The organism is Acinetobacter kyonggiensis (assembly GCF_900107285.1).
GTDB lineage: Bacteria > Pseudomonadota > Gammaproteobacteria > Pseudomonadales > Moraxellaceae > Acinetobacter > Acinetobacter kyonggiensis.
In genome coordinates, this window is record NZ_FNPK01000001.1 from 214,878 (window position 1) to 241,184 (window position 26,307).

At 40.7% G+C, this 26,307-nt stretch carries 26 protein-coding genes and 4 tRNA genes; 17 read left to right on the top strand and 13 right to left on the bottom strand.

Annotated elements, in window-relative coordinates; genetic code table 11:
- Nucleotides 1–114 precede the first annotated feature (114 nt).
- From BLV99_RS01015 to BLV99_RS01035, 5 genes are all read left to right on the top strand, one after another.
- Nucleotides 115–1,956 (top strand): long-chain-acyl-CoA synthetase, encoded by a 1,842-nt coding sequence (locus BLV99_RS01015; RefSeq protein WP_092686845.1) that lies wholly within the window; start codon nt 115–117, stop codon nt 1,954–1,956.
- A gap of 186 nt (nt 1,957–2,142) precedes the next feature.
- Nucleotides 2,143–2,218: transfer RNA gene (locus BLV99_RS01020), tRNA-Lys, on the top strand.
- Between the two features lie 22 nt (nt 2,219–2,240).
- Nucleotides 2,241–2,316 (top strand) — tRNA-Lys (locus tag BLV99_RS01025).
- 56 nt (nt 2,317–2,372) lie between these two features.
- Nucleotides 2,373–2,448 (top strand) — tRNA-Lys (locus BLV99_RS01030).
- A 154-nt stretch (nt 2,449–2,602) separates the two neighbouring features.
- Nucleotides 2,603–2,678: transfer RNA gene (locus BLV99_RS01035), tRNA-Lys, on the top strand.
- Between the two features lie 83 nt (nt 2,679–2,761).
- Here BLV99_RS01035 and BLV99_RS01040 read toward each other — a convergent pair.
- Nucleotides 2,762–3,391, bottom strand: coding sequence for a hypothetical protein (locus tag BLV99_RS01040; protein ID WP_213030955.1), 630 nt, complete (start codon nt 3,389–3,391; stop codon nt 2,762–2,764).
- A gap of 315 nt (nt 3,392–3,706) precedes the next feature.
- Here BLV99_RS01040 and BLV99_RS01045 point away from each other — a divergent pair, with 315 nt between their 5' ends.
- Complete coding sequence (locus BLV99_RS01045) at nt 3,707–3,976, top strand: PspC domain-containing protein (protein WP_086183879.1); 270 nt, start codon at nt 3,707–3,709, stop codon at nt 3,974–3,976.
- Between the two features lie 64 nt (nt 3,977–4,040).
- On the opposite strand, the gene BLV99_RS01050 is transcribed toward BLV99_RS01045, so the two are convergent.
- Nucleotides 4,041–5,144 (bottom strand): HPP family protein, encoded by a 1,104-nt coding sequence (locus BLV99_RS01050; protein ID WP_092686848.1) that lies wholly within the window; start codon nt 5,142–5,144, stop codon nt 4,041–4,043.
- 265 nt (nt 5,145–5,409) lie between these two features.
- Nucleotides 5,410–6,216: a transglutaminase-like domain-containing protein gene (locus BLV99_RS01055; protein ID WP_092686852.1), complete on the bottom strand. Its 807-nt coding sequence runs from the start codon at nt 6,214–6,216 to the stop codon at nt 5,410–5,412.
- 314 nt (nt 6,217–6,530) lie between these two features.
- Between BLV99_RS01055 and glyQ the strand changes: the two genes are divergently transcribed.
- From glyQ to BLV99_RS01085, 6 genes are all read left to right on the top strand, one after another.
- Nucleotides 6,531–7,514, top strand: coding sequence for a glycine--tRNA ligase subunit alpha (gene glyQ, locus BLV99_RS01060; protein WP_092686855.1), 984 nt, complete (start codon nt 6,531–6,533; stop codon nt 7,512–7,514).
- The gene (glyS, locus tag BLV99_RS01065; RefSeq protein ID WP_092686858.1) at nt 7,514–9,583 is read left to right on the top strand and encodes a glycine--tRNA ligase subunit beta; all 2,070 of its coding nucleotides are present in this window, start codon (nt 7,514–7,516) and stop codon (nt 9,581–9,583) included. Before glyQ ends, glyS begins: the two co-directional genes overlap by 1 nt.
- A 218-nt stretch (nt 9,584–9,801) precedes the next feature.
- Entirely contained in the window at nt 9,802–10,635 is an 834-nt protein-coding gene (locus BLV99_RS01070; RefSeq protein ID WP_092686861.1) for a hypothetical protein, read from the top strand.
- Nucleotides 10,636–10,808: 173 nt separating this feature from the next.
- Nucleotides 10,809–11,165 carry a DUF3060 domain-containing protein gene (locus BLV99_RS01075; RefSeq protein WP_092686864.1) on the top strand — a complete coding sequence of 119 codons (357 nt, stop codon included), beginning with the start codon at nt 10,809–10,811 and terminating at the stop codon, nt 11,163–11,165.
- 192 nt (nt 11,166–11,357) lie between these two features.
- Nucleotides 11,358–11,747, top strand: coding sequence for a hypothetical protein (locus BLV99_RS01080; protein ID WP_004649957.1), 390 nt, complete (start codon nt 11,358–11,360; stop codon nt 11,745–11,747).
- 207 nt (nt 11,748–11,954) lie between these two features.
- Nucleotides 11,955–12,452 (top strand): hypothetical protein, encoded by a 498-nt coding sequence (locus BLV99_RS01085; RefSeq protein WP_092686867.1) that lies wholly within the window; start codon nt 11,955–11,957, stop codon nt 12,450–12,452.
- 45 nt (nt 12,453–12,497) lie between these two features.
- Here the strand turns inward: BLV99_RS01085 and BLV99_RS01090 are convergent, their stop codons facing one another.
- Nucleotides 12,498–13,451 carry a 2-hydroxyacid dehydrogenase gene (locus tag BLV99_RS01090; protein ID WP_092686870.1) on the bottom strand — a complete coding sequence of 318 codons (954 nt, stop codon included), beginning with the start codon at nt 13,449–13,451 and terminating at the stop codon, nt 12,498–12,500.
- Nucleotides 13,452–13,914: 463 nt separating this feature from the next.
- Complete coding sequence (locus BLV99_RS01100; protein WP_092686876.1) at nt 13,915–15,186, bottom strand: hypothetical protein; 1,272 nt, start codon at nt 15,184–15,186, stop codon at nt 13,915–13,917.
- Nucleotides 15,187–15,308: 122 nt separating this feature from the next.
- Between BLV99_RS01100 and BLV99_RS01105 the strand changes: the two genes are divergently transcribed.
- Together BLV99_RS01105 and BLV99_RS01110 are read left to right on the top strand one after the other, a co-directional pair.
- A complete protein-coding gene (locus tag BLV99_RS01105) occupies nt 15,309–16,091 on the top strand; it encodes a class I SAM-dependent methyltransferase (RefSeq protein WP_092686879.1) in 783 nt (260 codons plus the stop codon).
- A 10-nt stretch (nt 16,092–16,101) separates the two neighbouring features.
- On the top strand, nt 16,102–16,686 hold the full coding sequence (locus BLV99_RS01110) for a hypothetical protein (protein WP_092687133.1): 585 nt from the start codon (nt 16,102–16,104) through the stop codon (nt 16,684–16,686).
- Nucleotides 16,687–16,729: 43 nt separating this feature from the next.
- Here the strand turns inward: BLV99_RS01110 and BLV99_RS01115 are convergent, their stop codons facing one another.
- The 3 genes from BLV99_RS01115 to BLV99_RS01125 all read right to left on the bottom strand — a co-directional run bounded on the left by BLV99_RS01115 (nt 16,730) and on the right by BLV99_RS01125 (nt 19,098).
- Nucleotides 16,730–17,140, bottom strand: coding sequence for a GFA family protein (locus tag BLV99_RS01115; protein WP_092686882.1), 411 nt, complete (start codon nt 17,138–17,140; stop codon nt 16,730–16,732).
- A gap of 73 nt (nt 17,141–17,213) precedes the next feature.
- Complete coding sequence (locus tag BLV99_RS01120) at nt 17,214–18,416, bottom strand: TIGR03862 family flavoprotein (protein ID WP_092686885.1); 1,203 nt, start codon at nt 18,414–18,416, stop codon at nt 17,214–17,216.
- Nucleotides 18,417–18,423: 7 nt separating this feature from the next.
- Nucleotides 18,424–19,098, bottom strand: coding sequence for a class I SAM-dependent methyltransferase (locus tag BLV99_RS01125; RefSeq protein ID WP_171259136.1), 675 nt, complete (start codon nt 19,096–19,098; stop codon nt 18,424–18,426).
- An 84-nt stretch (nt 19,099–19,182) separates the two neighbouring features.
- Here BLV99_RS01125 and BLV99_RS01130 point away from each other — a divergent pair, with 84 nt between their 5' ends.
- Together BLV99_RS01130 and BLV99_RS01135 are read left to right on the top strand one after the other, a co-directional pair.
- Nucleotides 19,183–19,368: a DNA gyrase inhibitor YacG gene (locus tag BLV99_RS01130; RefSeq protein ID WP_092686892.1), complete on the top strand. Its 186-nt coding sequence runs from the start codon at nt 19,183–19,185 to the stop codon at nt 19,366–19,368.
- Nucleotides 19,369–19,666: 298 nt separating this feature from the next.
- Nucleotides 19,667–19,852 (top strand): hypothetical protein, encoded by a 186-nt coding sequence (locus BLV99_RS01135; RefSeq protein WP_092686895.1) that lies wholly within the window; start codon nt 19,667–19,669, stop codon nt 19,850–19,852.
- Nucleotides 19,853–19,889: 37 nt separating this feature from the next.
- On the opposite strand, the gene BLV99_RS01140 is transcribed toward BLV99_RS01135, so the two are convergent.
- The 5 genes from BLV99_RS01140 to BLV99_RS01160 form a co-directional block, all read right to left on the bottom strand.
- Nucleotides 19,890–20,534 (bottom strand): MBL fold metallo-hydrolase, encoded by a 645-nt coding sequence (locus BLV99_RS01140; protein ID WP_086183893.1) that lies wholly within the window; start codon nt 20,532–20,534, stop codon nt 19,890–19,892.
- Between the two features lie 21 nt (nt 20,535–20,555).
- Complete coding sequence (gene hemH / locus BLV99_RS01145) at nt 20,556–21,569, bottom strand: ferrochelatase (protein WP_092686898.1); 1,014 nt, start codon at nt 21,567–21,569, stop codon at nt 20,556–20,558.
- 67 nt (nt 21,570–21,636) lie between these two features.
- Nucleotides 21,637–22,665: a DUF4062 domain-containing protein gene (locus tag BLV99_RS01150; RefSeq protein ID WP_086183895.1), complete on the bottom strand. Its 1,029-nt coding sequence runs from the start codon at nt 22,663–22,665 to the stop codon at nt 21,637–21,639.
- Between the two features lie 137 nt (nt 22,666–22,802).
- Nucleotides 22,803–23,675, bottom strand: coding sequence for a glutamate racemase (gene murI, locus BLV99_RS01155; protein ID WP_092686901.1), 873 nt, complete (start codon nt 23,673–23,675; stop codon nt 22,803–22,805).
- Between the two features lie 48 nt (nt 23,676–23,723).
- A complete protein-coding gene (locus tag BLV99_RS01160) occupies nt 23,724–24,350 on the bottom strand; it encodes a DUF1285 domain-containing protein (protein WP_086183897.1) in 627 nt (208 codons plus the stop codon).
- Between the two features lie 188 nt (nt 24,351–24,538).
- Between BLV99_RS01160 and BLV99_RS01165 the strand changes: the two genes are divergently transcribed.
- A complete protein-coding gene (locus BLV99_RS01165) occupies nt 24,539–26,251 on the top strand; it encodes an electron transfer flavoprotein-ubiquinone oxidoreductase (RefSeq protein WP_086183898.1) in 1,713 nt (570 codons plus the stop codon).
- The last annotated feature ends 56 nt before the right edge of the window (nt 26,252–26,307 follow it).

Genomic DNA, 26,307 nt, shown 5'->3' on the forward strand with positions numbered 1-26,307 from the left:
TGTTATTTTGACCAAATTAGGTTGATTGCTCTAGGACTAAACAACTAAAAAGAAGCTGCAATATAAGCACGAACAAATAGACATACTGGATTATGAAAAATAAATAGGATTCTTATGAACCACAGCACACAAAATGACTTGATTAGCATCACGGATGTCGCAGCAAAGTTACCCAAATTTATCAGTAAAGTCCCCCATTTATTGAGTGGACTGAAACAAGCCTATTTACGCACCCCCAATACACCTGCGGGCTTAGGTATTGCATTTGAGAAAGCAGTCAAGCGTAATCCGCAAGGGAATGCCTTATTATTCGAAGAGCAAAAATTCACTTATCAAGCACTCAATGAATGGGCAAACCAAATTGGGCACTTTTATTTGTCTATTGGCGCACGTAAAGGTGATGTGATTGCCGTCATGGTGGAAAATCGCCCTGAACTGGTGGCAACCGTGATTGCTTTAGCCAAAATTGGGGTCACCGCAGCTTTAGTCAATACTTCACAAAACAGTAAAGCATTAACCCATAGCATTAACCTAGTCAAACCGATTGCCATTATTATTGGTGAAGAATGTCGTGTCGCAGTGGATGAAGTCCGTCAAGACTTGCTCCTTAAAGAAGATCGCTTTCACTGGTTTGCAGATCAGGAAACCTTAGTTGATGCTGGTAAATCGCCGAAAGGATGGACAAATTTAGCAGAAAAAATCATTCACTTCCCTAAATTCAACACCCCTACCACGCAGAGCATTCAAGGCAAAGATGGTCTATTTTACATCTATACCTCAGGTACGACAGGTTTACCCAAAGCCGTCATTTTCACCCATAGCCGCTGGACATTGGCATACGGCACCTATGGTCATATCTTAGCGTTAAACAGCGATGATGTGATGTACTGCACCCTACCGCTTTACCATGCGACAGGTATTGTGGTTTGTTGGTGCGGTGTGATTGCAGGCAGTGCAACACTAGCCTTGCGACGTAAATACTCAACCTCTGCTTTTTGGAAAGATGTCAAAAAATTTGATGCCTCTGCCATTGGCTATGTTGGTGAGTTATGCCGTTACCTCATGGATGCACCAAGCTCTGAACTTGAACATGGTCATCGAGTCAAGAAAATGATCGGTAATGGCATGCGTCCCAATATCTGGGATAAATTCAAACAACGCTTTGGTGTAGAAGAAATTCTTGAGCTATATGCATCAAGCGAAGGCAATGTTGGTTTCAGCAACATCTTTAATTTTGACAATACCGTCGGCTTTTCCCCAACCCCTTATGCGATTATTGAATTTGATAAAGAAAGCAACAGCCCTGTAAAAGATGCCCAAGGCTGGTGTAAAAAAGTCAAAAAAGGTGAAGTCGGCTTACTCGTGGGCAAAATTACCCGTCGCTCACCATTTGATGGCTATACCGATCCTGAAAAAAATAAATCGGTCATTATGAAAGATGTCTTTACTCAGGGTGACTCTTTCTTTAACACGGGTGATCTGGTGCGTGATATTGGTTTCCGTCATGCTCAATTTGTTGACCGTTTAGGCGATACCTACCGCTGGAAAGGTGAAAATGTATCGACGACCGAAGTCGAAAATGTCGTCAGTGAATATGAAAAAATTGCTGAAGCCGTGGTTTATGGGGTAGAAATTCCCAATACCAATGGTCGTGCTGGCATGGCAGCCATTACACTGGCAGATCATGCGGAATTTACCGAACACGATTTACAGCAAATGACCACCGAATTTAAAAAATGCTTGCCAGCCTATGCGGTTCCTGTGTTTTTACGCATTCAAGTCCACGTTGAAACGACAGGCACCTTTAAATATCAAAAGAACACGTTAAAAGAACAAGCCTTTGATCCCAATAAAACAGACGAACGCTTGTTGGTTTTACTGCCAAACGCAACAGGATACTGTGATTTAACCGCTGAAATATTCAACAATATTCAAGCTTATCAATACCGTTTCTAATTCAAACAGTATATTTTTTGACTAGATCTAGCAAATTTGTTGCATTTATAATCAAACATCAACAAGTTTGCTATTTTTTACTTGCGCTCGTTTCATAACTTGCTACAATACGCCCATCAAAACGAAGTGGTGTTTAGAAAAATTTTCTTGCACTGCTCATTCAAGTTTTACTTGAATGTTGGTTCAGGGTCGTTAGCTCAGCTGGTAGAGCAGCGGACTTTTAATCCGTTGGTCCCGCGTTCGAATCGCGGACGACCCACCACTTATTTTGATCACCTAGAGATGGGTCGTTAGCTCAGCTGGTAGAGCAGCGGACTTTTAATCCGTTGGTCCCGCGTTCGAATCGCGGACGACCCACCATCTTCTAAAAACTTCTGCCATGAAGTTTTTTTGCTTTAAAAGCACTCTTTCTAAATGGGTCGTTAGCTCAGCTGGTAGAGCAGCGGACTTTTAATCCGTTGGTCCCGCGTTCGAATCGCGGACGACCCACCATTTATTCCTTAAGATTGCGTTCTGTTCTCCTAAGCAGAAATGAAATTTCCAAGTCTTTCAAACACAATAAATTCCGCCCTTTCGGCCGCTTCATCTCGCTCGAAATTTTGCTTTATCTTGTACTTTATTTAAAAGCATGTTTTAAATAGGTTCAGGGTTGTTAGCTCAGTGGGTAGAGCAGTAGACTCTTAATCTATTGGTCGAGGGTTCAAGCCCCTCACAACCCACCAAATTTAATCAGAAGCAATGCAAATCAATATTCATGCCATAAAAAAATCTCCGCATTCGGAGATTTTTTGTCATCTGAATTTAATCATAGGCTTGGTTTAACGGGCTCTTTCACTAAACGATAGGCATATTTAGGAAAAGCATTGCCCTGCGCAAAATATTGTCTATTGCGCTTAGTCTGATTGGAAATTTTAGCTAAATCCATTACCAAGTTTTGATCTGGATCAATGTGATAAAAAAACTCTACCCCATTGCCACGATGCAAAATAATTTGATGATGCTCTAAATCATAAGACCAATGATCTTGATGATATTGAACATCCGAAGCAAAAGTTATTTGTCCCAAATGGATAATGCTACGGTGTGCTGTACCATCGGCTAATAAATTAACAATAAAATCGGCTGTCCCCTTTTCACACGCCACAAAGGGATCATCACAACGAATCACCGTCTGGTAACGTCCCACATAAGGTTCAGCACTTTGAGGAATCGTATGCGGGGTTTCTTCTGTAGCTTTGGTGGCTACAGGTAATGTCGCCTGCCCAGCGACTTCCGTCAGTTTTTTACCTTCAATATTGCTCACTGCCAGATCAGTCGCTTCGGTTGCTGGTTGTATTTGTTCAGCGACAGAATCTTCTAATGACTTATTACAGCCGACAAGAGCAGTAAACATAACCACAAGAACACAGTAACCATAATTAGCATTTCGAAACACGTATCCCTCCTGTCTCAGCCCGTCCATTGCTTTATTCTTTGCAAATACTCAATTAATTACAATAGATACTAAAGTCAAATCTCCGTTTTATACGGAATAAGATACTTGATATTTAATGGATTATTATTAACAACAAGCCATCTTTTTTTTCAGGTCAATCCATTTTATGTGCTCAATTCACAAGAATAAGTGTCCAGTTACATAACTTAACTATTTTTCTAGCCGATAACCCTTTAAAAACTGATTTACATCACCATTTTATCAGTATGAGTAAATTGTTTTAACTCAGCTATTTTTAATTTTAAGGAGACTTAGATGGCCAATGTTGGCTTGTATCGCTCTAACCGCCAAAATATGATCGCAGGTGTAATAGGCGGTATTGCTGAACGATTTGGTTGGAATGCAAATTTGCTTCGCATTATATTTGTCATTGTTTCTCTAATGAGCGCTGCATTCCCAGGAATTTTAGTTTATTTGGTTTTATGGCTCATTATGCCTAAAAAACAGTTTCAAATAACTCCTGCTCAAGGCTATCAAAATCCCGTTCGTACGGTACATCAAGATTCTAATGATCCATACCGTTAATCATTTTTAGTTTTCGGCTACGACTTTTCCCCAAGAGTCGTAGCTTTTTTTTGTCTATATTTCGCTATGCGCTGATCTGATTCAGCTGTTGATTCAATGCCGCAATCATGTCTGCGCGACTAATCATTCCCACTATTTTTTGATCTTCAACCACAGGAATATAATTAAATGAGCGTTCGACAAAATAAGGCACCAAATCCTGTATCGGTTGCTCTGGTTTTACGGTAACCACTTGACGCACCATAATATGTTTCACTTGATGCTCCCATGTCGTTCTCATATCATTTGCACGCTTAAACCATTCCACCACTTCATACAAAGCCAATGTTCCCACCAATTGCTGCTCAGCATTGGACACAGGTAAGCTCATTAAATTCATCTGTTTAAATTTATCCAAAGCCGAATGAATATCCTCCTGCTCATTTAAACTCACGACATGTTTACTCATAATATCCTGACACTTAAACTGGCTCTGCCCTCGTGCATTGGCCTTTTCCTGTGCCGCTAAAATAATTTTCTGTAAATCATATTCACTAATATCTAAAAGTTCAGTTTGTTGATCCAAAGTGGCTTGAATATCTTGCGGCTGAATCGTGACTTTTTGGGTAGGTGTTGGGTCTTTAGAGCGTTGATTGACTTGTGCAATTTGCGGATATTGTTTTCCCAACATGCGATTAAATACAATTGCAATCACTAACAATAAAATAGAATTCAATAAAACAGGATAAAAAATAAAGTGATAGCCCAGTTGATGTACCGCATCCCCGCCCAATACAGCAGTAATGGCGATTGCACCACTGGGTGGATGCAATGAATCTGTGGTCATCATTAATACAATAGACAGCCCAACAGCAACACTAAAAGCTTCCGTTAAATTTGGAATATACATGGCGCAAGTCACACCAATAATCCCAGCAAGGGTATTACCCACCACCATATTCCACGGTTGCGCCAATGGACTGGCAGGTACTGCAAACAACAAGACCGATGATGCCCCCATAGGCGCGATATACCATGCATTAATGTCACCCAACACCCACCAACTGATCAACGATGAGAGTAGTAGCCCTAACAGTGCACCTATGCCACACAATAAGCGCTCTTTTAACGGAAGAACTTTAAAATTGGGTTTTAAGATATTGAGCCATCTAAGTTGTGAATGAAACACAGCACGCCTTTGGTTATGTTGGAATTGATTTACGAATTATAGAATGATGCAACAATAAGGTGTATTTATTTTATATTTTTCCATGATCAATAGATTCAGCATGTTTGAAATAAAAAATGCCCTGCTCTTTACAGCGATCAGGATGAGTTTCCTTTGTCATTCATTCTCTATCGTGTTTTAAACCAGAGAGCGACACACAGTGAACCTCATACATTTCTTTTAATTCATCGTCCTTCGCAATACTTTTACTGCTCTTTTATACTGACTAATCATCCAGTTTATCGGTAATGATTGGCTCAATTTTGAGCATCTCGATCTCGCCATAGAAAGTAGAAAAAGCAACATCGCCAGCATCTATTCCTGTAGCAATTCGAATTAAATTTTCTACAGGTGCTAATCGGGTTGGATCAAACAACACCCATCCGCCCTCTAAATAGGCTTCAAAAATGGCATGAAAATCGGGTAGAAATTTTTCAATTTCGACATAACCCACCACCATACGTGCTGGAATCCCTAAAGCACGACAGAGTGCAATCCCTAAATGAGCAAAGTCACGACACACTCCAGCCCGATGTATTAATACATCGGTCGCCGTTGTAAATTGGTTAGAGCTACCAGAAACATAAAAAATGTTATTACAAACCCACTGTTCAATGGCTTTAACTCGCGTATACCCTTGAGCCATCCATCCAAATGATCGATTTGCCATATCCACCAAAAGGTCTGAATTACAATATCGACTGGCCAATAAATAAGGCAGCACTTCATCGGGTAAATTTGGAATCGCAACTTCATTAAGATTGTGCTGAACATCGGCATTGATCACAGGATGACGTTCAACCGTAGCACTATAGTTCACTTCAAAAGCATCACAAGCTTCAATATGCAATCTGATATAACGGTTTTGCAGACTTGAGTCGTGAAATTCACGCCATATCACAGGCGGAGAAAAGCTAAGCTGTTCTGTAAGGATGGTTTGATCGGGATGATCAGCAACTTGAATCAGAAAAACAAATTCTGTAGCTTGGACAATCTTGTATGTTAAATGGCACTGAATTTTACAAGTTGTCATGATCGTCCTTATTTTTTAAGCATTATTTCACTGCATGCAGATTAAACCAGTTTCACGCAAATAAATGAATAAGATTGCTTTATCTTTATCACAATTTTAGGTCAATCATGACATGCATCTGATTTATTTTTGCTTTTCAATTCAGCATAAAGCACTTACTAAAACAGCAAATCGTACGACTGGAAATAGAGACCTGATCTCTTTTAACGGTATTTTGATTTTTTCAAAAAAGTATCGACGCATTAACCCTTTGCCACTCTTCCTGAAACTCCTTATAATTGAGCACAATTTTCTCTAATTTTAAGTGGATGACCATGAGTCGCGCCATATCGCATATTGATACCTTCCAAGGCTTAATTCTTGCCTTACAAAATTACTGGGCTGAACAAGGTTGTGTCATTTTACAACCTTACGATATGGAAATGGGCGCAGGCACATTCCACACTGCAACCTTCCTTCGAGCACTTGGCCCTGAAACGTGGAACGCGGCATACGTTCAACCGTCACGTCGCCCTAAAGATGGTCGCTATGGTGAAAACCCGAACCGTTTACAGCATTACTACCAATTCCAAGTGGTGCTTAAACCAAACCCAGACAACATCCAACAGCTTTACCTTGACTCTTTAAAAGCCATTGGTATTGATACCCTCGTTCACGACATTCGTTTTGTTGAAGACAACTGGGAATCGCCAACGCTAGGCGCTTGGGGCTTGGGCTGGGAAGTTTGGCTCAACGGTATGGAAGTGACTCAGTTCACTTACTTCCAACAAGTGGGTGGTGTTGAATGCTACCCTGTGACTGGCGAAATCACTTACGGTCTTGAACGTCTTGCCATGTACTTGCAAGGTGTCGACTCAGTTTATGATTTGGTTTGGACTAAAGGTCAATTCGGTACTGTGACCTATGGCGATGTATTCCATCAAAATGAAGTCGAACAATCGACCTATAACTTTGAATATGCCAACGTCGAAAAAATGTTTGAATTATTCGATTTTTACGAAGCTGAAGCGACACGCTTGATTGAAGCTGAACTTCCACTGCCTGCTTATGAGCAAGTGATTAAAGCATCGCATAGCTTTAACTTGCTTGATGCGCGTGGTGCAATTTCAGTGACTGAACGTCAACGCTATATTTTACGTGTGCGTACTTTGGCGCGTTCAATTGCACAAAGTTATGTGGCGGCACGTGCCAAGCTTGGCTTCCCAATGGCAGAGCCAGCACTACGTGATGAAGTTTTAGCACAGTTAAAAGCACAAGTTGAAGCAGAAGCAAAAGAAGCCAACAAGGAGAGCAAATAATGTCTAAACATACAGTATTGTTCGAATTGGGTTGTGAAGAACTTCCACCAAAAAGCTTAAAAAAATTACGTGATGCACTACAAGCAGAAACAGTAAAAGGCTTAAAAGATGCAGGCTTAGCATTCGATTCAATCGAAGCGTATGCAGCGCCACGTCGTTTGGCTTTAAAAATTGTGGATGTTGATGCTGCTCAAGCCGATACGCAAAAACGCTTTGATGGCCCTGCACTACAAGCCGCTTATGATGCGGAAGGCAAACCAAGCAAAGCATTAGAAGGCTTTATGCGTGGTCAAGGCATCACTGCGGATCAAGTGACCACGTTCCAAGCGGGTAAAGTTGAAAAAGTTTGCTATTTAAAAGATGTTAAAGGTCAAAGCCTTGAGGTTTTACTGCCACAAATTTTACAAGCAGCGCTGGATAACCTGCCAATTGCAAAACGTATGCGTTCAGCGGCAAGTCGTACTGAATTCGTGCGTCCTGTAAAATGGGTGGTGTTGCTCAAAGACAATGATGTGATTGAAGCCACTATTCAAGACCATCAAGCAGGCAATGTGACTTATGGTCATCGTTTCCATGCGCCTGAAGCAATTACTTTGGCTCATGCAGATGAATATCTTGCCAAATTAAAAGCGGCTTATGTGGTTGCTGACTTTGCAGAACGCCAAGCGATCATTGATCAACAAGTCAAAGCTTTGGCAGATGAAGTCAATGCGATTGCGATTGTACCAAGCGACCTGCGTGATGAAGTGACCGCATTGGTGGAATGGCCTGTTGCGCTTCGTGCCAGCTTTGAAGAACGCTTCCTTGCTGTACCGCAAGAAGCGTTGATTACCACCATGCAGGACAATCAAAAATATTTCTGCTTGGTAAATAGTGATCATAAACTTCAACCTTACTTCATTACTGTTTCAAATATTGAGTCTAAAGATCCGATTCAGATTATTGAAGGTAATGAAAAAGTAGTTCGTCCACGTTTGTCTGATGCTGAATTCTTCTTCTTACAAGATCAAAAGCAACCGCTAGCATCGCGTAAAGAGAAACTCGCAAACATGGTGTTCCAAGCACAATTGGGTACGCTGTGGGATAAATCACAACGTATTGCAAAATTGGCTGTGGCGTTATCGAACATCACGGGTGCAACAGCGGCTGATGCTGAAAAAGCAGCACTGCTGGCAAAATGTGACTTAACCTCTGAACTGGTCGGTGAATTCCCTGAACTTCAAGGTATTGCGGGCACTTACTATGCACGCATTGAAGGTGAAAACCATGAAGTGGCTGAAGCTTTAGGTGAACAGTATTTACCTAAATTTGCAGGCGATGTTTTACCGCAAACCAAAACAGGCACAACCATTGCCCTTGCCGACCGTTTAGATACGCTGACGGGTATTTTTGGTATTGGTCAAGCACCTACAGGTTCAAAAGACCCGTTTGCACTGCGTCGTTCTGCGATTGGTATTTTGCGTTTAGTGACTGAAAACAATCTTGATGTATCAATTGAAGAATTGATTACGCTTGCATTGAATGCGTATGGTGATGTGGTTGCTAATCATGCGAAAACTTTAGCGGATGCTGTTGCATTCCTTGAAGGTCGTTACCGTGCCAAGTATGAAGACCAAGGCGTTGCAGTTGATGTGATTCAAGCTGTTCAAGCCTTGTCACCAAAATCGCCTCTTGATTTTGACAAGCGTGTCACTGCGGTGAATCATTTCCGTGCCTTGCCTGAAGCGGCTGCACTGGCTGCTGCGAATAAACGTGTTGCCAACATTCTAGCGAAAGAAGCTGAACCAACGGGCGCAGTGGTTGAAGCAAACTTAGTTGAAGAGGCTGAAAAAGCATTATTCGCTGTACTTGCTAAAATTACGCCTGAAGTTGAACCGCTATTTGCTGCCAAAGATTACACCACTGCATTGTCTAAGCTTGCTGCTTTACGTGCGCCTGTGGATGCATTCTTTGAAGGCGTAATGGTCATGGCAGATGATGCAGAATTGAAAGCCAACCGTTTACGTTTATTGGCTCAATTACGTGGCTTGTTTACCAGTGTTGCGGATATTTCTGTGCTTCAACACTAACACCAAGATATAGCTAAATTTAAAAAACCCGCTTTAGAGCGGGTTTTTATTATCTTTTTAACTAAATATTATAAATAATTATCAATATCATTTGATTAAATAAAGACCTATAAATCAAACAATTGTCATAATTATAATTTATCATTGCATGGCAAAATTTCGAAATAAAATACTGCATATTTTTAATATATAAATCATTCTTTAGGTCAATTTTTTTAATGAATAAAACATTTCTAAGCTTAATCGCAAGCACTATTATTTTAACTGGGTGTGCAACGACAAAATCAATTCAATATCCTGCTAAAGGTAGCAATACCACACTTTCTGTATCATCGGAACAAATCTCTGCGATGACAGAATCTGGTGGTGGTGATCACTTTATTGAAGGAAGTCAAATTACAGTTGGTGATGCAAGTAATGCACTTTCTAACCCTGCTTCAGGTATGTTTGGACTCATTGGCGTTGGTGTAGCTACAGCAATTGATAAAAAAATGAATGGATCTGCAATCTCTAAAAGTAATTTAAAACAAGCCATTAAATTTGATGCAATAGTAAATAAAAAAATTACTTCTGCTTTGGAAAAAAACTCAACAGATACATCCCTTAAAATACTGGCATTAAATCAACCTTCTGATATTAAAATTGTTCCATTTGCACGACTTTCTTTTCGAGAAAAACCAGATGTAACAGCCACCTTTGGTCTTAAAGCTGAATTTAAAAATGCTGCTGATAATCATTCATCTACAAAGCGCTTATATAATTACATCAGTCAAAAAAAGGCACCGTTAACAGAATGGGATGCAAATAATAATGCGATATTTTTTACTCAGACCAATGGTGCTTTCGATGCATTATCACAAGTCCTAGCTTTAGATATACAGCATCAATTAAACCTAGAAGCTGCCAGTGAAATAAAACAAAAGGAATGTAAATCAACAACTGCGTGGGGTAATATTACTTTTATTGAAGCACCTGAAAAGCTATGTATCGGTGTATTAAAAAATAATAAAGGTAAAGTTTTCCAAAATATGGTCTTGGTAATTGAACAGTAAAATTTTTAATTTAGAGCATGAATAACAGTACTAAATCATAGCTATATTTAATGTATAGCTATGAAACTATAACAAGATAAAAACTCTATTTTTCATCTAAAATATTTTCAGCGCTGGAAAAAAACAATTAAAGATGATAAAAAATAATTACTTATAATAATGGAATTAAAATAATGTATAAGAAAATTCTTCTGTTCACTGCAATTACCTTAAACATTACTCATACACAGGCAAATACTGAACTGACTCGTACCGAAATTATAGTCAGTTCACCAGACACAGTTGCCACCTACGACTGCGAAGGCCGTAATGTCACCATACCCGCACCAGATAGTACTATTAGACTCAAAGGAAACTGTCCTGTTGTGAATGTTATCGGACCTGACACCACTGTATATGTTGAAGCTGTCAATAAAATTAGAATTTCTGGTCCAAATTCCAAGGTGTATTATAAACGCAGTTTACATCCCAGCCGTTTTGTACAAGTCAAAACCTATGGTTCAAGTAGTGCAGCCTATCAAGTCCGTTGAATTTAAAATCACTGAATGACGATATTCTGATAGCTAGATGATCTGATGTTTATAAATTCTCTCTTCCTAGACTTTAGTTTTTATGATCATCCATTTGACTTATTAATTATCTTTTTGAACTAGAAAAACTATAGGTATTTTTCCACCAATTTCATATACTCAAACTAACAATACTCAACAAGAAAGAATATTATGAAACTTAAAACTCTTATTTTGACTGGTCTTGCTAGCGTTGCCCTTACTGCATGTACATCTGCACCCAAAATCCCACAACTTGAAACTGGCGTCCTACAAGAAGTAAAAAACTTAGACGTTTACCCAGACACCACCAATAACAAAGCCAAATTGACTAAATTCAGTGACAAATGCGTGATTGAATTTACTGGCAACCTAAAAGCAGGCAAAGCCGTAGAACAATGGTCATTTAAAAGTTTAACCCTTATTTCAGGCGGTTCTGCAAGTTTTGCAAAAGATGGTACAAGCACCGCAACCAATTTCGACCTACACGATGCAACGGTACAAAAGAACTTCCTTGCACTACGTAACTACTTTGCCAAAGAAGCACTCGCACAATGTGAATAATTGGTTTCTGATGCAGCACTAAAAGCTCTCTTTTTTATAGAAAATGGGGGCTTTTTTTATTACGCCATTCACACTGTAGCAGTAAATGTATAAGCCTGTTGTAAGGCTGTATCAATTTCAGCATATTTTTGTTTAACCGCTTCATTCGCGATTACAATAAATCTAGAACGTAGATGATTGCGACAATGAAAAGGAATAAATACCGATATGAAACTGATGAAAACAGCGCTATTGAGCAGTGTAATTTTAACCTCCACTTGCCTTTTTATCCAAACTACATCGGCAGCAGAAACAACGCCAGCAACTAAAACAGCACCTGCTTATGGCGACAACCCGAATATCTTTAAAGTGTTGGGATATAAGGCGCAACAAGCTGCACAAAATACAGCGGATAAAGTCGATCATGCAGCGCAAAAAGGCATCGCCAAAGTAAAACCTAAAGTGGATAATGCTTGGGAAGAAAGCAAAGTACGGGCAACTGAAACATCCGTGCTTGCAAAAGAAAAATCTCAACAAGCAGCAGCAACCGTTAACAAAAAAATAAATGAGACCAAGGATGCTGTCATCGGCAGCCCAAATACACAGCCTGCACCCATTATTTCACACCCTTTAAGCCAGTCATCTAGCAGTATTGAATCTGTACCTGCTCCAACACCGACAACAGAAGCACCGCAGACACCAAGCAAAGGCAGCATAAATTTATAATATATCCCCTCTCTTATTTTGAGAGAGCAATACGCAGAATGTCGGTTAATTCACTTGTCGAATCGGCTGACCTGCTTTAAAAGCCGTAACATTGTCCACCATCTGCTGCACTATACGTTGACGTGCATCTACACTGCCCCATGCACTATGTGGCGTAACAATTAAGTTAGGAAGATGAGAATCTAACAAGACATTGCCCTCTTTCGGGGGTTCAACCGTCAATACATCAGTCGCTGCACCTGCAATTTTGCCTTGAACTAAGGCATCAGCAAGGTCTGCTTCATTGACAATTCCGCCACGTGCACAGTTAATGAGAAATGCACTCGGTTTCATTGCATCAAAGGCCTTGGCATCAATCAAGTCACGAGTATCTTCTGTTAATGGACAATGCAGACTGAGGAAATCGACTTGTGGCAATAATGCTGTAAAAGGAATACGACTGCTATCGCTCGGACGGTTTGGCAAAGAGCCCACTAAAACCTTCATGCCAAAGGCTTCGGCTAATTTGGCCACCGCTTGCCCCAATTCACCATAACCCAAAACCCCTAAAGTTTTACCTTCCAGTTCAACAATGGGGAAATCTAACAAACAGAAAATGGGTGATTTATTCCATTGTCCTTGCTGCACCGCACGATCATATTGAAGCAATGAGGTTGCTAAAGCCAACATTAAAGTTAAGGTATGCTGAGCCACAGCAGAAGTGCCATAGCCCTGACAATTACACACCACAATGCCCTGCGCACGTGCTTGAACTAGGTCAATATTATTGGTGCCTGTTGCAGAAATTAAAATCAGTTTCAAATTCGGACATTGTTGAATGGTTGCTGCATCGACTATCACTTTATTGCTCATGATGACATCTGCATATTGCACACGCTCTAATAACTGCGCTTGGCTGGTACTTGGATATAAACTTAACGCGTCAAAACTGGCCTCTAATGCACTCAAATCCAAATCATGTTGATCCAGTGATTCATAATCTAAAAATACGGCTTTCATCAAGCATTCCTTGGCTAATTTTAAAAGAAATCTACAAATTCATTTTAGAGATTCAAAGCCAACTTTGTCATATTTTTCAACTCAATTTAAACACTTGTTATGAAAAACCCACTATTTAGTGGGTTTATTCATATGGACTTGGATAGACTTGCGTATTTGGCTAAACACATACATTGCTAAAGCGAAAACCAAAAGCAATCCGCTGCCCATAATGATATACGAGCTATCAGGAATCTGGGCAAATGCATAGGAAGGTAGCAATAGAGCGAGTATGGCTAAAAGCACAGTCGGTATAAAATCATGTTTCATCCTAAAGCACCCTTTATTGTTTATTCTTCGATATTTAGCAAATTGAACTTGCCTTATATTTTCTATCTTAGACCGATTAAAATATAAAGCAAGTGGTCAAAAATCAGACTAAAGTCGAGTTTATTTTAAACAATAACAAGCTACTCAATCATGCTTAAGGATGAAACGGTTGAGTCACGAATTGAGCCGTTTCAGGCGTGTCTTCAATAAAGTCATGACTGCCATATTCATTATTATTTAAGTTTAAATGCTTATAACTGAGCACATAAAAATCACTATATTTTTTCATTACAATCGGGTGCATGCCTGCTGTTAAAGGCTCGTGTTCTTTAAATAATTTTATGACGTGGCGATCATTCATCGCCACCACGTAGCGTTCATCATTTAAAGTAATTTGTACCAAAGCACTACCCTTAGCAAAAATTGGAATCAAAAATTTATGATTTAAAGCAATCGCACTGGCGGCATAGCTTTCAATTTTTTGGCTAATCACATTAAACACCAAGCCATGACCAAACGAGTCAAGTAACTGGCTGCGGTTTTCCTGCGGTAAATTGACCTGTATACCCAGTTTCATTAAATCTTGCTGACTGACTTGCTTATTACTCAACAATTCTCTTAATAACTGTTGTTTCAACTTTGCATCAAAAAACTGATTATCGAGCTGTAAGTCATTGTTAATTAAAATTGAACCCAAAGCATTTTTATGGCGTGGCAATAAATTTTCAATCACTTTACGGTAATAAAACTTACTGTTCTTTTTGACCTGACGAATCTTTTTATAAAAGTAAGTGGCATCAAAATCATGCAACAGAAAGTCATGTAATAATTCTGAACTAGCCAGTACCGCAATGGCATCATGCCCAGTAAAAGGTAAATTCAAGGTATGAATGTGCGGTAACACTTGTTCGAGCTTTACATATTGCGCACGATCTTCTGGACAATACGGATCATAAACCACAATGTATTCACGCTCAGCAGAAACATCTTGCGGCTGAATTTGCATGTTGGCATTCAGTTCCGCGTGAAAGAACATGTTATAACGCGGGTCTTCAACATCGTCAGGATTAATTGAATACTGTGGCACGAGGGCAACCACACGTTTTAAATCGAGCAAATTCGAATATTTAATCGCGGCATAACCGCCCATTGAACCGCCATAACCAATACGGGTTTTAAATGGGGCAATCAGCTCTTGAATTTCGGCAAACATCTGGCGCATTGAGCTTTCAGGAAACCACGATTTCTGCTTCGGCATAATGCCAATGACATTAAAATCATATTTAGAAAGTGACTTTTCAGCATTAATCGACAATCCTTTGGCACGCGTAATTAAGTCACCAAAAGAGAAAATCAATTCATCCGATGAGCCTCTTAAAAAAATGACCCGAATTTGTTCGTCTTCAAAAATAATGTGTTTATCCATTTCCACACCGAAGCAAATCGGCCCTTGTTTTTAGAGTCAATAAAACAAATAGACAGTGTGCCTATTTACCAAAAGCCAATATGTTATTTTATAGATGCTCAGAAGATTAAAAAGCGCAAAATATGACACAATCACTACATCCAGCCGCTCAAAAAGGCTTCAGTTCAGCAGCAGAACTCTATCAACAGGTTCGCCCCAGTTATCCACAAGACATCGTACATTGGTTGCAAGATCAGCTCCAACTTGACGAAAAATCACAGGTAATTGATCTCGGTTCGGGTACTGGCAAATTCTTACCTTACTTACAACAGATCACAAAACACATTACCGCAATTGAACCAATTCAGGAAATGTTGGCACAATTACAAAGCGCCTATCCAGACGTTCAAACACTGCAAGCATCGAGCGAGCAGCTGCCCTTAAGCAGACATAGCCTTGATGCTGTCATCTGCGCACAATCATTTCACTGGTTTGCCAATCTTGAAACATTACAGCAAATTCATCACGTGCTCAAACCTACTGGACATTTGGCTCTGATTTGGAATCAACGTGATATTCAGGTCGATTGGGTCAAAGCCCTCGCGGATATGATTGCACCTTTGGAGGGTAACACACCTCGTTATCATAGTGGTCAATGGAAAAAGGTCTTTGAGCAGCAAACATTGTTTCAACTGGATCATGTACAGACCTTTCAACAAGCACATAAAGGTACTGTGGAAAATGTCGTTGCTAAACGCTTACTTTCCACCAGTTTTATTGCCGCAATGCCAGAACACGAACAGCAACAGTTAAAAGCCCAATTTGAACAGATTGTTTTCAAGTACACTGGAAAACAAGCTCAAGATGAAATTGCTTTTCCCTATTTAACCTATGCTTATGACTTTAAAAAAATTGATTCGCAATAAAGGAATGATCATGAAAAAATTTCAAATGAAACAATTGGGTTTTCCTCTTTTACTCTGTTCAAGCTTGCTAATCAGTGCTTGTGATAACAGTAAAAATGCCACCGACCAAAACGATAAAATTCAACCTGAAGATAAAGTCATGCAGGAGTTGATTACTGAACCAGTGAAAGCTTTTGAAAAAACGCCAAATGATCAACATGATATTGCCTTACTGACCGACTTTGATCAGCGCTTTACCCAAATGAGCGATGACATGGAAGATGAACTAAGCAAAATGCGAGAAGCAGGTTCACTGACCAATGAATTTGCCCATCAGCGAAAACGGGACAATATTCAGTCGGCACTCAACATGTTGAAAGAACTGGATTTAAAAACGGCGCAAGGTCGCTATATTCAAGGCTTGATTGCAGAATATTGGCAAATACAAGCCAAGCTTTATAATGAGAACAAAGAACCAAAAGCAGCAGAGATGAAAAAATCAGAGGATCAAGACAAAGGCTTAGGTGAGTTTTTACATGCGCAAGAACAGCTTGAACATTGGCAATCGCAATATCCTGAAATGACACCATCTGAAGCAACAAAATCAGCCCCATAAAAAAGGGATCATTTGATCCCTTTGAGTAGCTAATAGCGAAACATTATGGGCGTTCAGCATATTGCGGCAAAGTATCGCAAATGGTGTCCCATTCCGCTTTAGAGGCCACAAAAATATGCTGTGTTGGCGCTTGTGTCAGTGCTGTATCCAATGTGCCGATACGTAAACGGTAGACATCAGGTGTTTCCGCTTTAATACTAATGATCGGTGAGCCGCAATCGGCACAGAAACAACGCTGTGTAGTGGCTGTCGATTGAAACTTTTTCAATAAATGCTCACCTTGTACAATTTTAAAATCTGCTTTTTGAATGGGTGCATTGGTTGCAAAAGCAGTGCCATTGGCTTTGCGGCACTTTCGGCAATGACATTCCACAATGTCACCAATTTCACCTTGAATTTCATAGCGCAGACCGCCACACAAACAACTTCCTGTATATCGACTTTCTTCAGCCATAAACGACTTCATTTTTATCATGAGGGAGTTTTTAAGCTAGCATATTTCTGATCATGCTTCAAAAAATCGCCAACTATTGTTGCGTAGAAAGATAGTTTTGCACACCCTCAGCTGCGGCACGACCAGTTGCAAAACAAGCAGTCAGTAAATAACCGCCCGTCGGTGCATCCCAATCCAACATTTCCCCACAACAAAAGACCTGTGGATTCGAACGTAATTGTAGTTGTTCAGTCAGTACGTCGCGCTTTATTCCGCCAGCACAGCTAATGGCTTCTTCTATGGGGCGAAAACCACTGATGGCAATCCGCAGATGTTTGACCTTTTGCGCCAGCACCAAAGGATCATTCCACAGCACTTTGGCAACCAATTCACGGACTAAACTGGCTTTGGCTGAATCCAAGCCAGCCTTACGCCAGACATTGCTGAGCGACTGTTTTTTACTGGGTTGTAATTTTTGGGCTAATTGCGCAATGGTTTGATCGGGCAGTAAATCCAAATATAGCTGCATCGTCTGACCATTTTTCACTTGCTCACGCAATGCACGGCCCTGCTTATAGATCAAACCACTTTCTAAACCATAATGGCTAATCACAATATCACCCATGGTTTTGGTTTGATCATCCACCCATGCTTCAACCCGTTTTAACGGCTGACCGAAAACAGGTTGCATAAACTTAGACCACTGATGCTCAACGCCTGCATTGCTGGCTTGAAAAGCTTCAATTTCACCCTGTGCCAACCATTGCTGCCATGCACCATCACTGCCTAATTTTGACCAAGACACCGCACCGCAAGCCAGCACGATTGCATCAAAACTCTGTACTGTAACCTGTTCACTCACTAAGTCCTTGACCGTCAGTGCCGCTGCATTTAAGTCTAAACACTGATGCCGATAATGAAACTGAATACCCTGTTGCTGCAAGCGTTTCAGCCATGCACGCAATAAAGGGGCAGCTTTCATTTCAATCGGGAAAACCCGCCCAGATGAACCAATATAGGATTCAATGCCCAAATCTTTCATCCAGCTTTGAATCCAGACGGCATCCCACTGTCTCACCCACGGTTCAAGCCACTCTGCTTGATCATAGCGCTCAATAAATTGGGCCACAGGTTCAGCATGGGAAATATTTAACCCTGTTTTACCTGCCATTAAAAACTTACGCGCAGCCGAAGGTTTCTGTTCATAAACATGCACCTCATAATCGGACTGAGTTAAAACTTCCGCAGCCATGAGACCCGCAGGGCCAGCACCAATAATTGCAACACGCTTTTTCATGACTCACTCATTCAGCTTTTTCAGGTGCAGCAGTTAAAGCTATTTGCTGAGCTGCACTCTGCCCCTGTAAAGGCATAAAATCGTCAAAACGGGTACGATAACCTTCTGGCTTGGTGATGATCAATTGCTGACACAATTCACCGCGCTGCAAATATTTAATTTCAAAATGTGTGCGTGCTGAGGTTTCAGCAATCACTTCTTTCACAAAAGGAAGTTTCCATACTTCAATCAACTTCTGCTCTGCTTCAGCGATATATTCAGCAATATTACTGGCCAATGTGATTGTTCCACCGACCTGTAAACGTGACAATAAAAATTCAAAAAAGGGCATATTTAACCAGCGCTGCGCTGGATTATGTGGCTCAGGATTGGGATATAAAATAAAAAATTGCTGCACTTGAGCAGGATTCAATGCATGTACAATCCACGGCATTGCATCAGCATGAATCGGCTGTAAATTCGCCTGCCCTTCTAGGACATGCTGCTTATGCATAGCCAGACATTTTTCACGGGTGCGTTCAATCGCCACTAACTTTTTTTCAGGATTTTGTCCCGAAAACAACAAGGCATGTTTGCCCTTACCTGCGCCAATTTCCACACAAATGGGATCTGGGCTGATCATTTGAAAATCACGAGGCGCATGCATACGCTGTGCTTGAAATTGACGAATTGGCATAATCAGATCAAACTAACAAAAATCGGCTCAAGTCTAGCAAGAGCGACTGTATTTGCCTAATCGAATCATCATTTTTATCTGGAGCACAACATGCCTCGTACTTTCCCGTGTCCACGCTGTGGTGATCTTTCAACTTGGGAAGGCAATGAATTCCGTCCTTTTTGTTCTGAACGCTGCAAAATGATTGACTTAGGCGCTTGGGCCAATGATGAATATAAACTCCCGACTCAAGATGCACCCCAAGCCGATGGCGGTCGGGAAGAAGATCAGTTTTAAGGTTTTATGCTTAAAATTACCTTTCCCGAAAAATCAATGCAGTGGTTGATGAATGATACTCATCAACCTCAACCGCATGAATTAGAATCCAGCTTTTTATTTTAAGGCTAAAAAGAAGCATAGCCATTGCAATCATCGACAGTGCTGAACGGTAGCAACTATCGATAAAAGACTACAAAATATCTTATTGAAAACCATTCAAATTTTTTTTGTTTGTTGATCAAAAGAATAGCTGATAAAAAATAATCATGGCTCATTTTTTAAACTATAATGGTTTGATAAATATAAGGAAATGAAAATGGAACCATCATACTTAAAAATTCTATTTTTTCTATTTACCTTACTCAGTCTTACGAGTTTAGGTTTTGGAATTTATCACCATGATGTCATTATTATGGCTATTGGCATCTTATTTTGTTTAGCAACCATTATCATCGCCTTAGAATTAAAGAAGCACAACAGCAACCCATTTCGTCGAGATTGATGAAATGGATTCATCAATCTCGACGCAAAGAAAAAGATTAACCAGCCTTACCTGCAACAAACGGATTATGTTGTTTTTCGAAACCAATGGTACTTAAAGGCCCATGTCCTGAAATAAATTGCGTTGCGTCTGGCAGACTAAAACATTCACGTTTAATCGAATCAATCAGTTGTTGATGATTACCACGGGGGAAATCTGTACGACCAATTGAACCTTTAAACAACACATCACCTGTCCAAAGCAACCCATAATTCTGGTTATAGAACATCACATGACCTGGGGTATGCCCCGGTGCAAAACGAACTTCAAATGCTTCATCACCCAACGTCAGTACTTCACCGCCTTCTAGCCATTGCGTTACTTCAACTTTTTCTGGAATAGGAAAACCATACTTTGCAGATACTTCTTGGATCATATCAAGCCAAAAAGCATCTTCTTTATGCGGCCCAATCACAGGTACATGCCACACTTTGCTTAATGCACCCACAGCCCCTGCATGGTCTAAATGTCCATGCGTTAACCATAAGGCTTTCACCGTTAAACCCAAAGCGTCGACTTCAGCTTGCAGTTTTTCAGGTTCACCACCAGCATCAATCAAAATTGCTTCTTTGGTTTCAGAATCCCAGACAATTGAACAGTTTTGTTGAAATGCCGTAACAGGGACAATTTTGACTTGCAACATAATGGCGAAACCTCGATGAAATTAGTGAGCTAATGTTTGCGTTAAGGCATCAAGATTAGCTTGAAGCAAAGTTGTGAGCAATGCCAAATGATCTGTATCGGCATTTAAGGCGGGAATATAAGCATAGTCTTGTCCTCCTGCCGACTTAAACAAGTCTGCATTTTGAATCGCCAATTCTTCTAGCGTTTCCAAACAATCTGCTGAAAAAGCAGGACTCATAATCTGTACCGACTTTACCCCTTGCTCTGCCCATTGCTGCAATATGACATCGGTATAAGGTTTGACCCATTCCTGCTTACCAAAACGTGATTGGAAGCTGATCGCCCACTGATCCTCTGCTAAATTCAAAGCCTGCGCTAATAATTGCGCTGTAATACGACAACGATCGGCATAGGGATCGCCCTTATCTGCATAAGGCTGTGGAATACCGTGAAATGACATCAATAATTTTTCGGCACTGCCATGCTCAGCGCGATAGTTACGCACACTTTGCGCCAAAGCCTGAATATATAAAGGATGCTGATAATAATCACGAATAATCGACAAGCCCGGCAAATTACGCTGAGTCAAGATCCACTTGGCAATCGCATCATACAGTGGCGCAGTAGAAGTAGCCGAATATTGAGGGAACAAAGGCAAGAGAATAATGTGATCTTGTACATTTGCACTTAAATTTTGCAGTAAAGCTTGAATCCCCGGATTGCCATAGCTCATGGCAGGCACCACATTTAATTCAAATTGCGGATAGTCTTGAGTCAATTGCTGCTGAACCGCTTGCACTTGTTGCAAGACAATTTCACGCATCGGTGAGTCTTGCCCCCAGACCATGGCATACGCATGTGCAACACGTTTTGGGCGAAAGGGTAAAACAAAGAGTCTTAAAATGATTTGCCAAATTGGCTTGGGAATTTCGATCACACGCTGATCGGATAAAAACTGCTTCAGAAAACGGCGAACTGCAACAGCAGTGGGTTCGTCTGGCGTACCCAAATTGGCCAAAATAATGGTGACTTTTGCTTGAGGTGCAGAAAACATCAAACCCTATTCCAATATGAATAAACTGGGTTTACTTTAACAGTTTTCTACACCTTCGCCATATCCATTAATAAGATGAGTTAAATTGAAAAACACGATTATTATCAAGCAAATTACTTTCCAGTAATTTCTGTCCCTTCGGCGTTAAATGCCACAACATGCGTTGACGGTCATCTCGTCCAGATTGAATAATCCAGTCATTTTGACGCATTTGCATTTTAATGCTGTGCAATGCCCGAATATTGATTTGTGAACGGGCAACCGCATGTGCACGAGGCATTTCGAGTCGTGCATCCGCCAAACCATTATCATTTAAATATTCATTCATACATTTAGAAAAATATTCTTCTGGGGTTGGATGAAGAAACATGGTGCCTAAAATACTCAGCAACTGTGCCCACGTCAGTTTCTTTTGAATTTTCAGTTCTTTAAAATTACCGTCCTGATAAGCATGCATGCGATATTCAAAAGCAAAGACTTCATGCATGGAAACTTTGGGCAAAGTTAAGAACGGATCGACCTCGCGCTTACCCACTTCAGTTTCAAGTTGCTCAATTTTTACTTTCAACTGATCAATTTCATCATGCAACAACTGGGTGTTTTGTGGTCTCACCCAGCCTGAAACAGGATAGCGTTCTAACATTTGCGGCATATTAAAACGTACGGCCATTTCCAAATCACGCATGCTGCGATAGGTAAAAATTTGATCCGCTTCTTGTTGTAATAATTTACGAAATTCTAAAAACTTCTCGCGTAGTTCTGGCTTTTGATCCTGCAAAGATAAATCCCGAGATAATGGGTCTTCATGCATAAATACAATAATGGGTTTCTGTTTGGTGACTGCATAGATATATTCTAAATGCATATAGCCGACACCAGACACAGATTGCTCACCGTATTGACTGCCCAAAAGAATCACCACATAGTCACAATCATCAATTTGACGACGTGCAAATGCTGTACTTAAAGGTGTCCTTTGCTCCAAGCCCCACGAAAAGAATCCCATGCCCACCAAAGTTTGAGCCAAAATGATACGCTCTGGCTGCATTTCACTGCCAGACATAGAAATAAAAACCTGATAACGCTTATCGAGCATTGGTTATCCTCTTCCAATTGCACATTACATCTCCCTCCAACTGTAGTTATGCTGAGCAGATGGAGATGTAATCCGATGACCTAATCTAAAATTTATTTTTTGTACTATATTTCAAAAGACTATTCGCGTTTGATTGCTTATTCAACAGCAATATTACGAATATTCCAAGTTAAATCATCTTGAATCAAGTATTGCAACACAGTTTTTAAGTTTTCTGCGTTATTGCCACTCACATGACATTCAATCCGCACACCGTCATTTTGATCTTGCTCAAATAATAACTCATTTTTAATCAAAATTCGGGCTGTTTGTCGCGCAACTGGTACACCAGAGTCAATTAATGTCAGTTTCTGACTAAAAATAGACTCAATTGCAGGTTTTAGAAAGGGATAATGAGTACAACCTAAAACTAAATAATCAGCACCTTGATCCACCACAGGTTGTAATATTTCTTTTAACATGGCTAAACATGCTGTACTCATTTGTGTGCCACTTTCGACAAAAGGCACCAAATCCAGACAAGTCACAGGAATCACATTGACGTGGGCAGGAAGTGCAAAACGCTGCATGACATCTTGAATCAGTTTGCCGCGAAAAGTCGCTGGCGTTGCCAGTACAGCCACCGTTTTTGATTTTGTTTGTAAGACCGCAGGTTTTAAAGCGGGTACTAAGCCAATAATGGGAAAATCTTCACCATAATAATCACGTAAATAATCAAGGCTAAAAGCAGATGCCGTATTGCATGCCACCACCGCGACTTTACAACCTTGCCGATATAACCATTCAATCGCTTGAGCCGTCAATTCACGAATATTCTGATCGTCACGTGGCCCATAGGGCACATGTGCAGTATCAGCATAATAAAGAATCCGCTCTTTGGGTAAATATCGAGCAATATCCTGTGCCACCGACAACCCACCTATTCCAGAGTCAAAAATTCCGATCGGCGCATGAGATTGTGCCTTGGGCATTGGATCTATTAAAGGATAAATAGGATGAATGGCTGTCATAGCTTCACTTTTCAGCAGTTCAAAAAGGGAGAGAACAAAGCTTAAACCTCAGGTGCCTAATTGCAAGTAAAAATCACCGCTTTGTAGGCTTAAGATGGTATCACCTTGCTCATTTTCAAGCAGTTGCCCCATTTCAATTAAATGAAAAAAAGCGGCACGTTGAATTAAAGCATTAAGACCAAAACGCACATGGACATAAGGACGTAACTCAACCGATCCATCATGAGCAACATAGTCGCGCATAAAAATAGCATGTTCAGCATCCACAATGACTATATCTTGCGTGGTGGTAGTCAACTGAAGGTAATTTTTCCCATCAATTTCCACTCGACCAACCTGATTCACCCATAAAGGTTCATCTTCCACCTCAATTTCAATTTGTTCGACTGGGGTTTTTAAATAGAACTTCCCCTGTTCTTTCCAAAGTACGCTGGAGAACAGATCAATCAGGGCCTGACGTTTGATCAATTGACCTTCGTGCCACCATTCTCCGTTGGCTTTCACCTTTAAATCCATTGTGCCACAATGCTTTGGGGTAAATTGCTCCAATGGGGGAATTGACCTTTTGTGACCGGTCTGTGCATCTTTTAAGTATTGTGCAATACCCATTAAATTTTTATCATCAGCAATAGCTACTTCTTTCGTCGGATTTGGTGAATTATTTTGATTAATCATAAATGAAGACCCTACTGACGGAAAAATAATATGATTCAGCCAATTGGCTAGATCAAGGTTTAAAACTATACTAGCCCACAATATAAAAGACACGATAATAAAATTGTGTCTGGGCATTAAGAACACTCATGGCAGCACCGAGTGAAATCACTACGGTTGCCACCTTCAAATACTATGAGGAGTCCTACATGGAGCACATCGAACGTGAATCGATGGAGTTTGACGTAGTCATCGTTGGCGCAGGCCCTGCTGGTCTTTCTGCAGCGATTAAAATTCGTCAACTTGCAATTGAAAATAACCTGAACGATCTGTCCGTTTGTGTCGTGGAAAAGGGCTCTGAAGTTGGTGCGCACATTTTATCTGGCGCGGTTCTTGAACCTCGTGCCATGAATGAGTTGTTCCCGAACTGGAAGGAAGAAGGTGCGCCTTTAAATGTTCCAGTGACTGAAGACAAAACGTATTTCTTGTTGTCTGATGAAAAATCACAAGAAGCACCGCATTGGATGGTGCCTAAAACCATGCATAATGATGGCAACTATGTCATCTCTTTAGGTAACGTGGTTCGTTGGTTAGGTACGAAAGCGGAAGAACTTGAAGTTTCAATTTTCCCAGGCTTTGCTGCTTCTGAAATCCTTTACCATGCCGATGGTACAGTCAAAGGGATTCAAACGGGCGACATGGGCATTGGTAAAGATGGTGAACCAACCCATAACTTTACGCCGGGTTATGAACTGCATGCCAAATACACGATTTTTGCTGAAGGTTGCCGTGGTCACCTAGGCAAGCGCCTGATCGCTAAGTTTGATTTAGATAAAGATGCCGATCCGCAACACTACGGTATCGGGATTAAAGAATTGTGGGAAATCGACCCTGCGAAACATAAACCCGGTTTGGTGATGCACGGTGCAGGTTGGCCATTAAATGAAACGGGTTCTTCAGGTGGTTGGTGGTTATACCACGCTGAAAATAACCAAGTCACTTTAGGCTTGATTGTTGATTTGTCATACACCAATCCAAACATGTATCCATTTGCAGAAATGCAACGTTGGAAAACCCATCCCCTGATCAAGCAATATCTTGAAGGTGGGAAACGTATTTCTTACGGTGCACGTGCCATTACCAAAGGCGGTATTAATGCCTTACCGAAGTTTACCTTCCCAGGTGGCTCGCTCATTGGTGATGATGCAGGTTTCTTGAACTTTGCTAAAATCAAAGGTTCTCACACAGCGATGAAATCTGGCATGCTTTGCGCAGAAGCAGTGTTTGAAGCGATTGCTGCTGGTGTAGAAAAAGGCGGTGATCTTGCGATTGCTCGCGTGACTGAAGGTGAAGACTTCTTTGCGAAAGAGTTAACCGCTTATACCGACAAGTTCAATAACAGCTGGCTAAAAGAAGAGTTATACAACTCTCGTAACTTCGGCCCTGCATTTCACAAGTTTGGTCAATGGATTGGTGGTGCATTTAACTTTATCGATCAAAACATCTTTAAAGTGCCATTTACATTGCATGACTTAGTGCCTGATTTCAGCACATTGAAAACGGTCGATACGGCTACATTCAAACCGAACTACCCAAAACCTGATAACAAACTAACTTTTGACCGTTTGTCTTCTGTATTTGTATCCAATACTGTACATGAAGAAAATCAGCCTGCGCATTTGAAACTGACCGATGCCTCTATTCCAGTCAACGTCAACTTGCCAAAATGGGATGAGCCTGCTCAGCGTTACTGCCCTGCTGGTGTGTATGAAATTATGGAAGAGAATGACGGTTCTAAACGCTTCCAAATTAATGCAGCCAACTGTGTGCACTGTAAGACCTGTGATATTAAAGACCCTTCACAGAACATCACTTGGGTCACGCCTGAGGGTGGCGGTGGTCCTAATTACCCGAATATGTAATATTCCTTGCGACAGGGTCAAACTCTGTTTTCCCTGTCTCATCTTGCGAAGCAGTG

What these genes read in the sequence shown, in the direction of transcription:
- BLV99_RS01015 (WP_092686845.1), top strand. Translation starts at nt 115, where the DNA reads ATGAACCACAGCACACAAAATGACTTGATTAGCATCACGGATGTCGCA.
- BLV99_RS01045 (WP_086183879.1), top strand. Translation starts at nt 3,707, where the DNA reads ATGGCCAATGTTGGCTTGTATCGCTCTAACCGCCAAAATATGATCGCA.
- BLV99_RS01055 (WP_092686852.1), bottom strand. Translation starts at nt 6,216, where the DNA reads ATGACAACTTGTAAAATTCAGTGCCATTTAACATACAAGATTGTCCAA.
- glyQ (WP_092686855.1), top strand. Translation starts at nt 6,531, where the DNA reads ATGAGTCGCGCCATATCGCATATTGATACCTTCCAAGGCTTAATTCTT.
- glyS (WP_092686858.1), top strand. Translation starts at nt 7,514, where the DNA reads ATGTCTAAACATACAGTATTGTTCGAATTGGGTTGTGAAGAACTTCCA.
- BLV99_RS01070 (WP_092686861.1), top strand. Translation starts at nt 9,802, where the DNA reads ATGAATAAAACATTTCTAAGCTTAATCGCAAGCACTATTATTTTAACT.
- BLV99_RS01075 (WP_092686864.1), top strand. Translation starts at nt 10,809, where the DNA reads ATGTATAAGAAAATTCTTCTGTTCACTGCAATTACCTTAAACATTACT.
- BLV99_RS01080 (WP_004649957.1), top strand. Translation starts at nt 11,358, where the DNA reads ATGAAACTTAAAACTCTTATTTTGACTGGTCTTGCTAGCGTTGCCCTT.
- BLV99_RS01085 (WP_092686867.1), top strand. Translation starts at nt 11,955, where the DNA reads ATGAAACTGATGAAAACAGCGCTATTGAGCAGTGTAATTTTAACCTCC.
- BLV99_RS01090 (WP_092686870.1), bottom strand. Translation starts at nt 13,451, where the DNA reads ATGAAAGCCGTATTTTTAGATTATGAATCACTGGATCAACATGATTTG.
- BLV99_RS01100 (WP_092686876.1), bottom strand. Translation starts at nt 15,186, where the DNA reads ATGGATAAACACATTATTTTTGAAGACGAACAAATTCGGGTCATTTTT.
- BLV99_RS01105 (WP_092686879.1), top strand. Translation starts at nt 15,309, where the DNA reads ATGACACAATCACTACATCCAGCCGCTCAAAAAGGCTTCAGTTCAGCA.
- BLV99_RS01110 (WP_092687133.1), top strand. Translation starts at nt 16,102, where the DNA reads ATGAAAAAATTTCAAATGAAACAATTGGGTTTTCCTCTTTTACTCTGT.
- BLV99_RS01115 (WP_092686882.1), bottom strand. Translation starts at nt 17,140, where the DNA reads ATGGCTGAAGAAAGTCGATATACAGGAAGTTGTTTGTGTGGCGGTCTG.
- BLV99_RS01120 (WP_092686885.1), bottom strand. Translation starts at nt 18,416, where the DNA reads ATGAAAAAGCGTGTTGCAATTATTGGTGCTGGCCCTGCGGGTCTCATG.
- BLV99_RS01130 (WP_092686892.1), top strand. Translation starts at nt 19,183, where the DNA reads ATGCCTCGTACTTTCCCGTGTCCACGCTGTGGTGATCTTTCAACTTGG.
- BLV99_RS01135 (WP_092686895.1), top strand. Translation starts at nt 19,667, where the DNA reads ATGGAACCATCATACTTAAAAATTCTATTTTTTCTATTTACCTTACTC.
- BLV99_RS01140 (WP_086183893.1), bottom strand. Translation starts at nt 20,534, where the DNA reads ATGTTGCAAGTCAAAATTGTCCCTGTTACGGCATTTCAACAAAACTGT.
- hemH (WP_092686898.1), bottom strand. Translation starts at nt 21,569, where the DNA reads ATGTTTTCTGCACCTCAAGCAAAAGTCACCATTATTTTGGCCAATTTG.
- BLV99_RS01150 (WP_086183895.1), bottom strand. Translation starts at nt 22,665, where the DNA reads ATGCTCGATAAGCGTTATCAGGTTTTTATTTCTATGTCTGGCAGTGAA.
- murI (WP_092686901.1), bottom strand. Translation starts at nt 23,675, where the DNA reads ATGACAGCCATTCATCCTATTTATCCTTTAATAGATCCAATGCCCAAG.
- BLV99_RS01160 (WP_086183897.1), bottom strand. Translation starts at nt 24,350, where the DNA reads ATGATTAATCAAAATAATTCACCAAATCCGACGAAAGAAGTAGCTATT.
- BLV99_RS01165 (WP_086183898.1), top strand. Translation starts at nt 24,539, where the DNA reads ATGGAGCACATCGAACGTGAATCGATGGAGTTTGACGTAGTCATCGTT.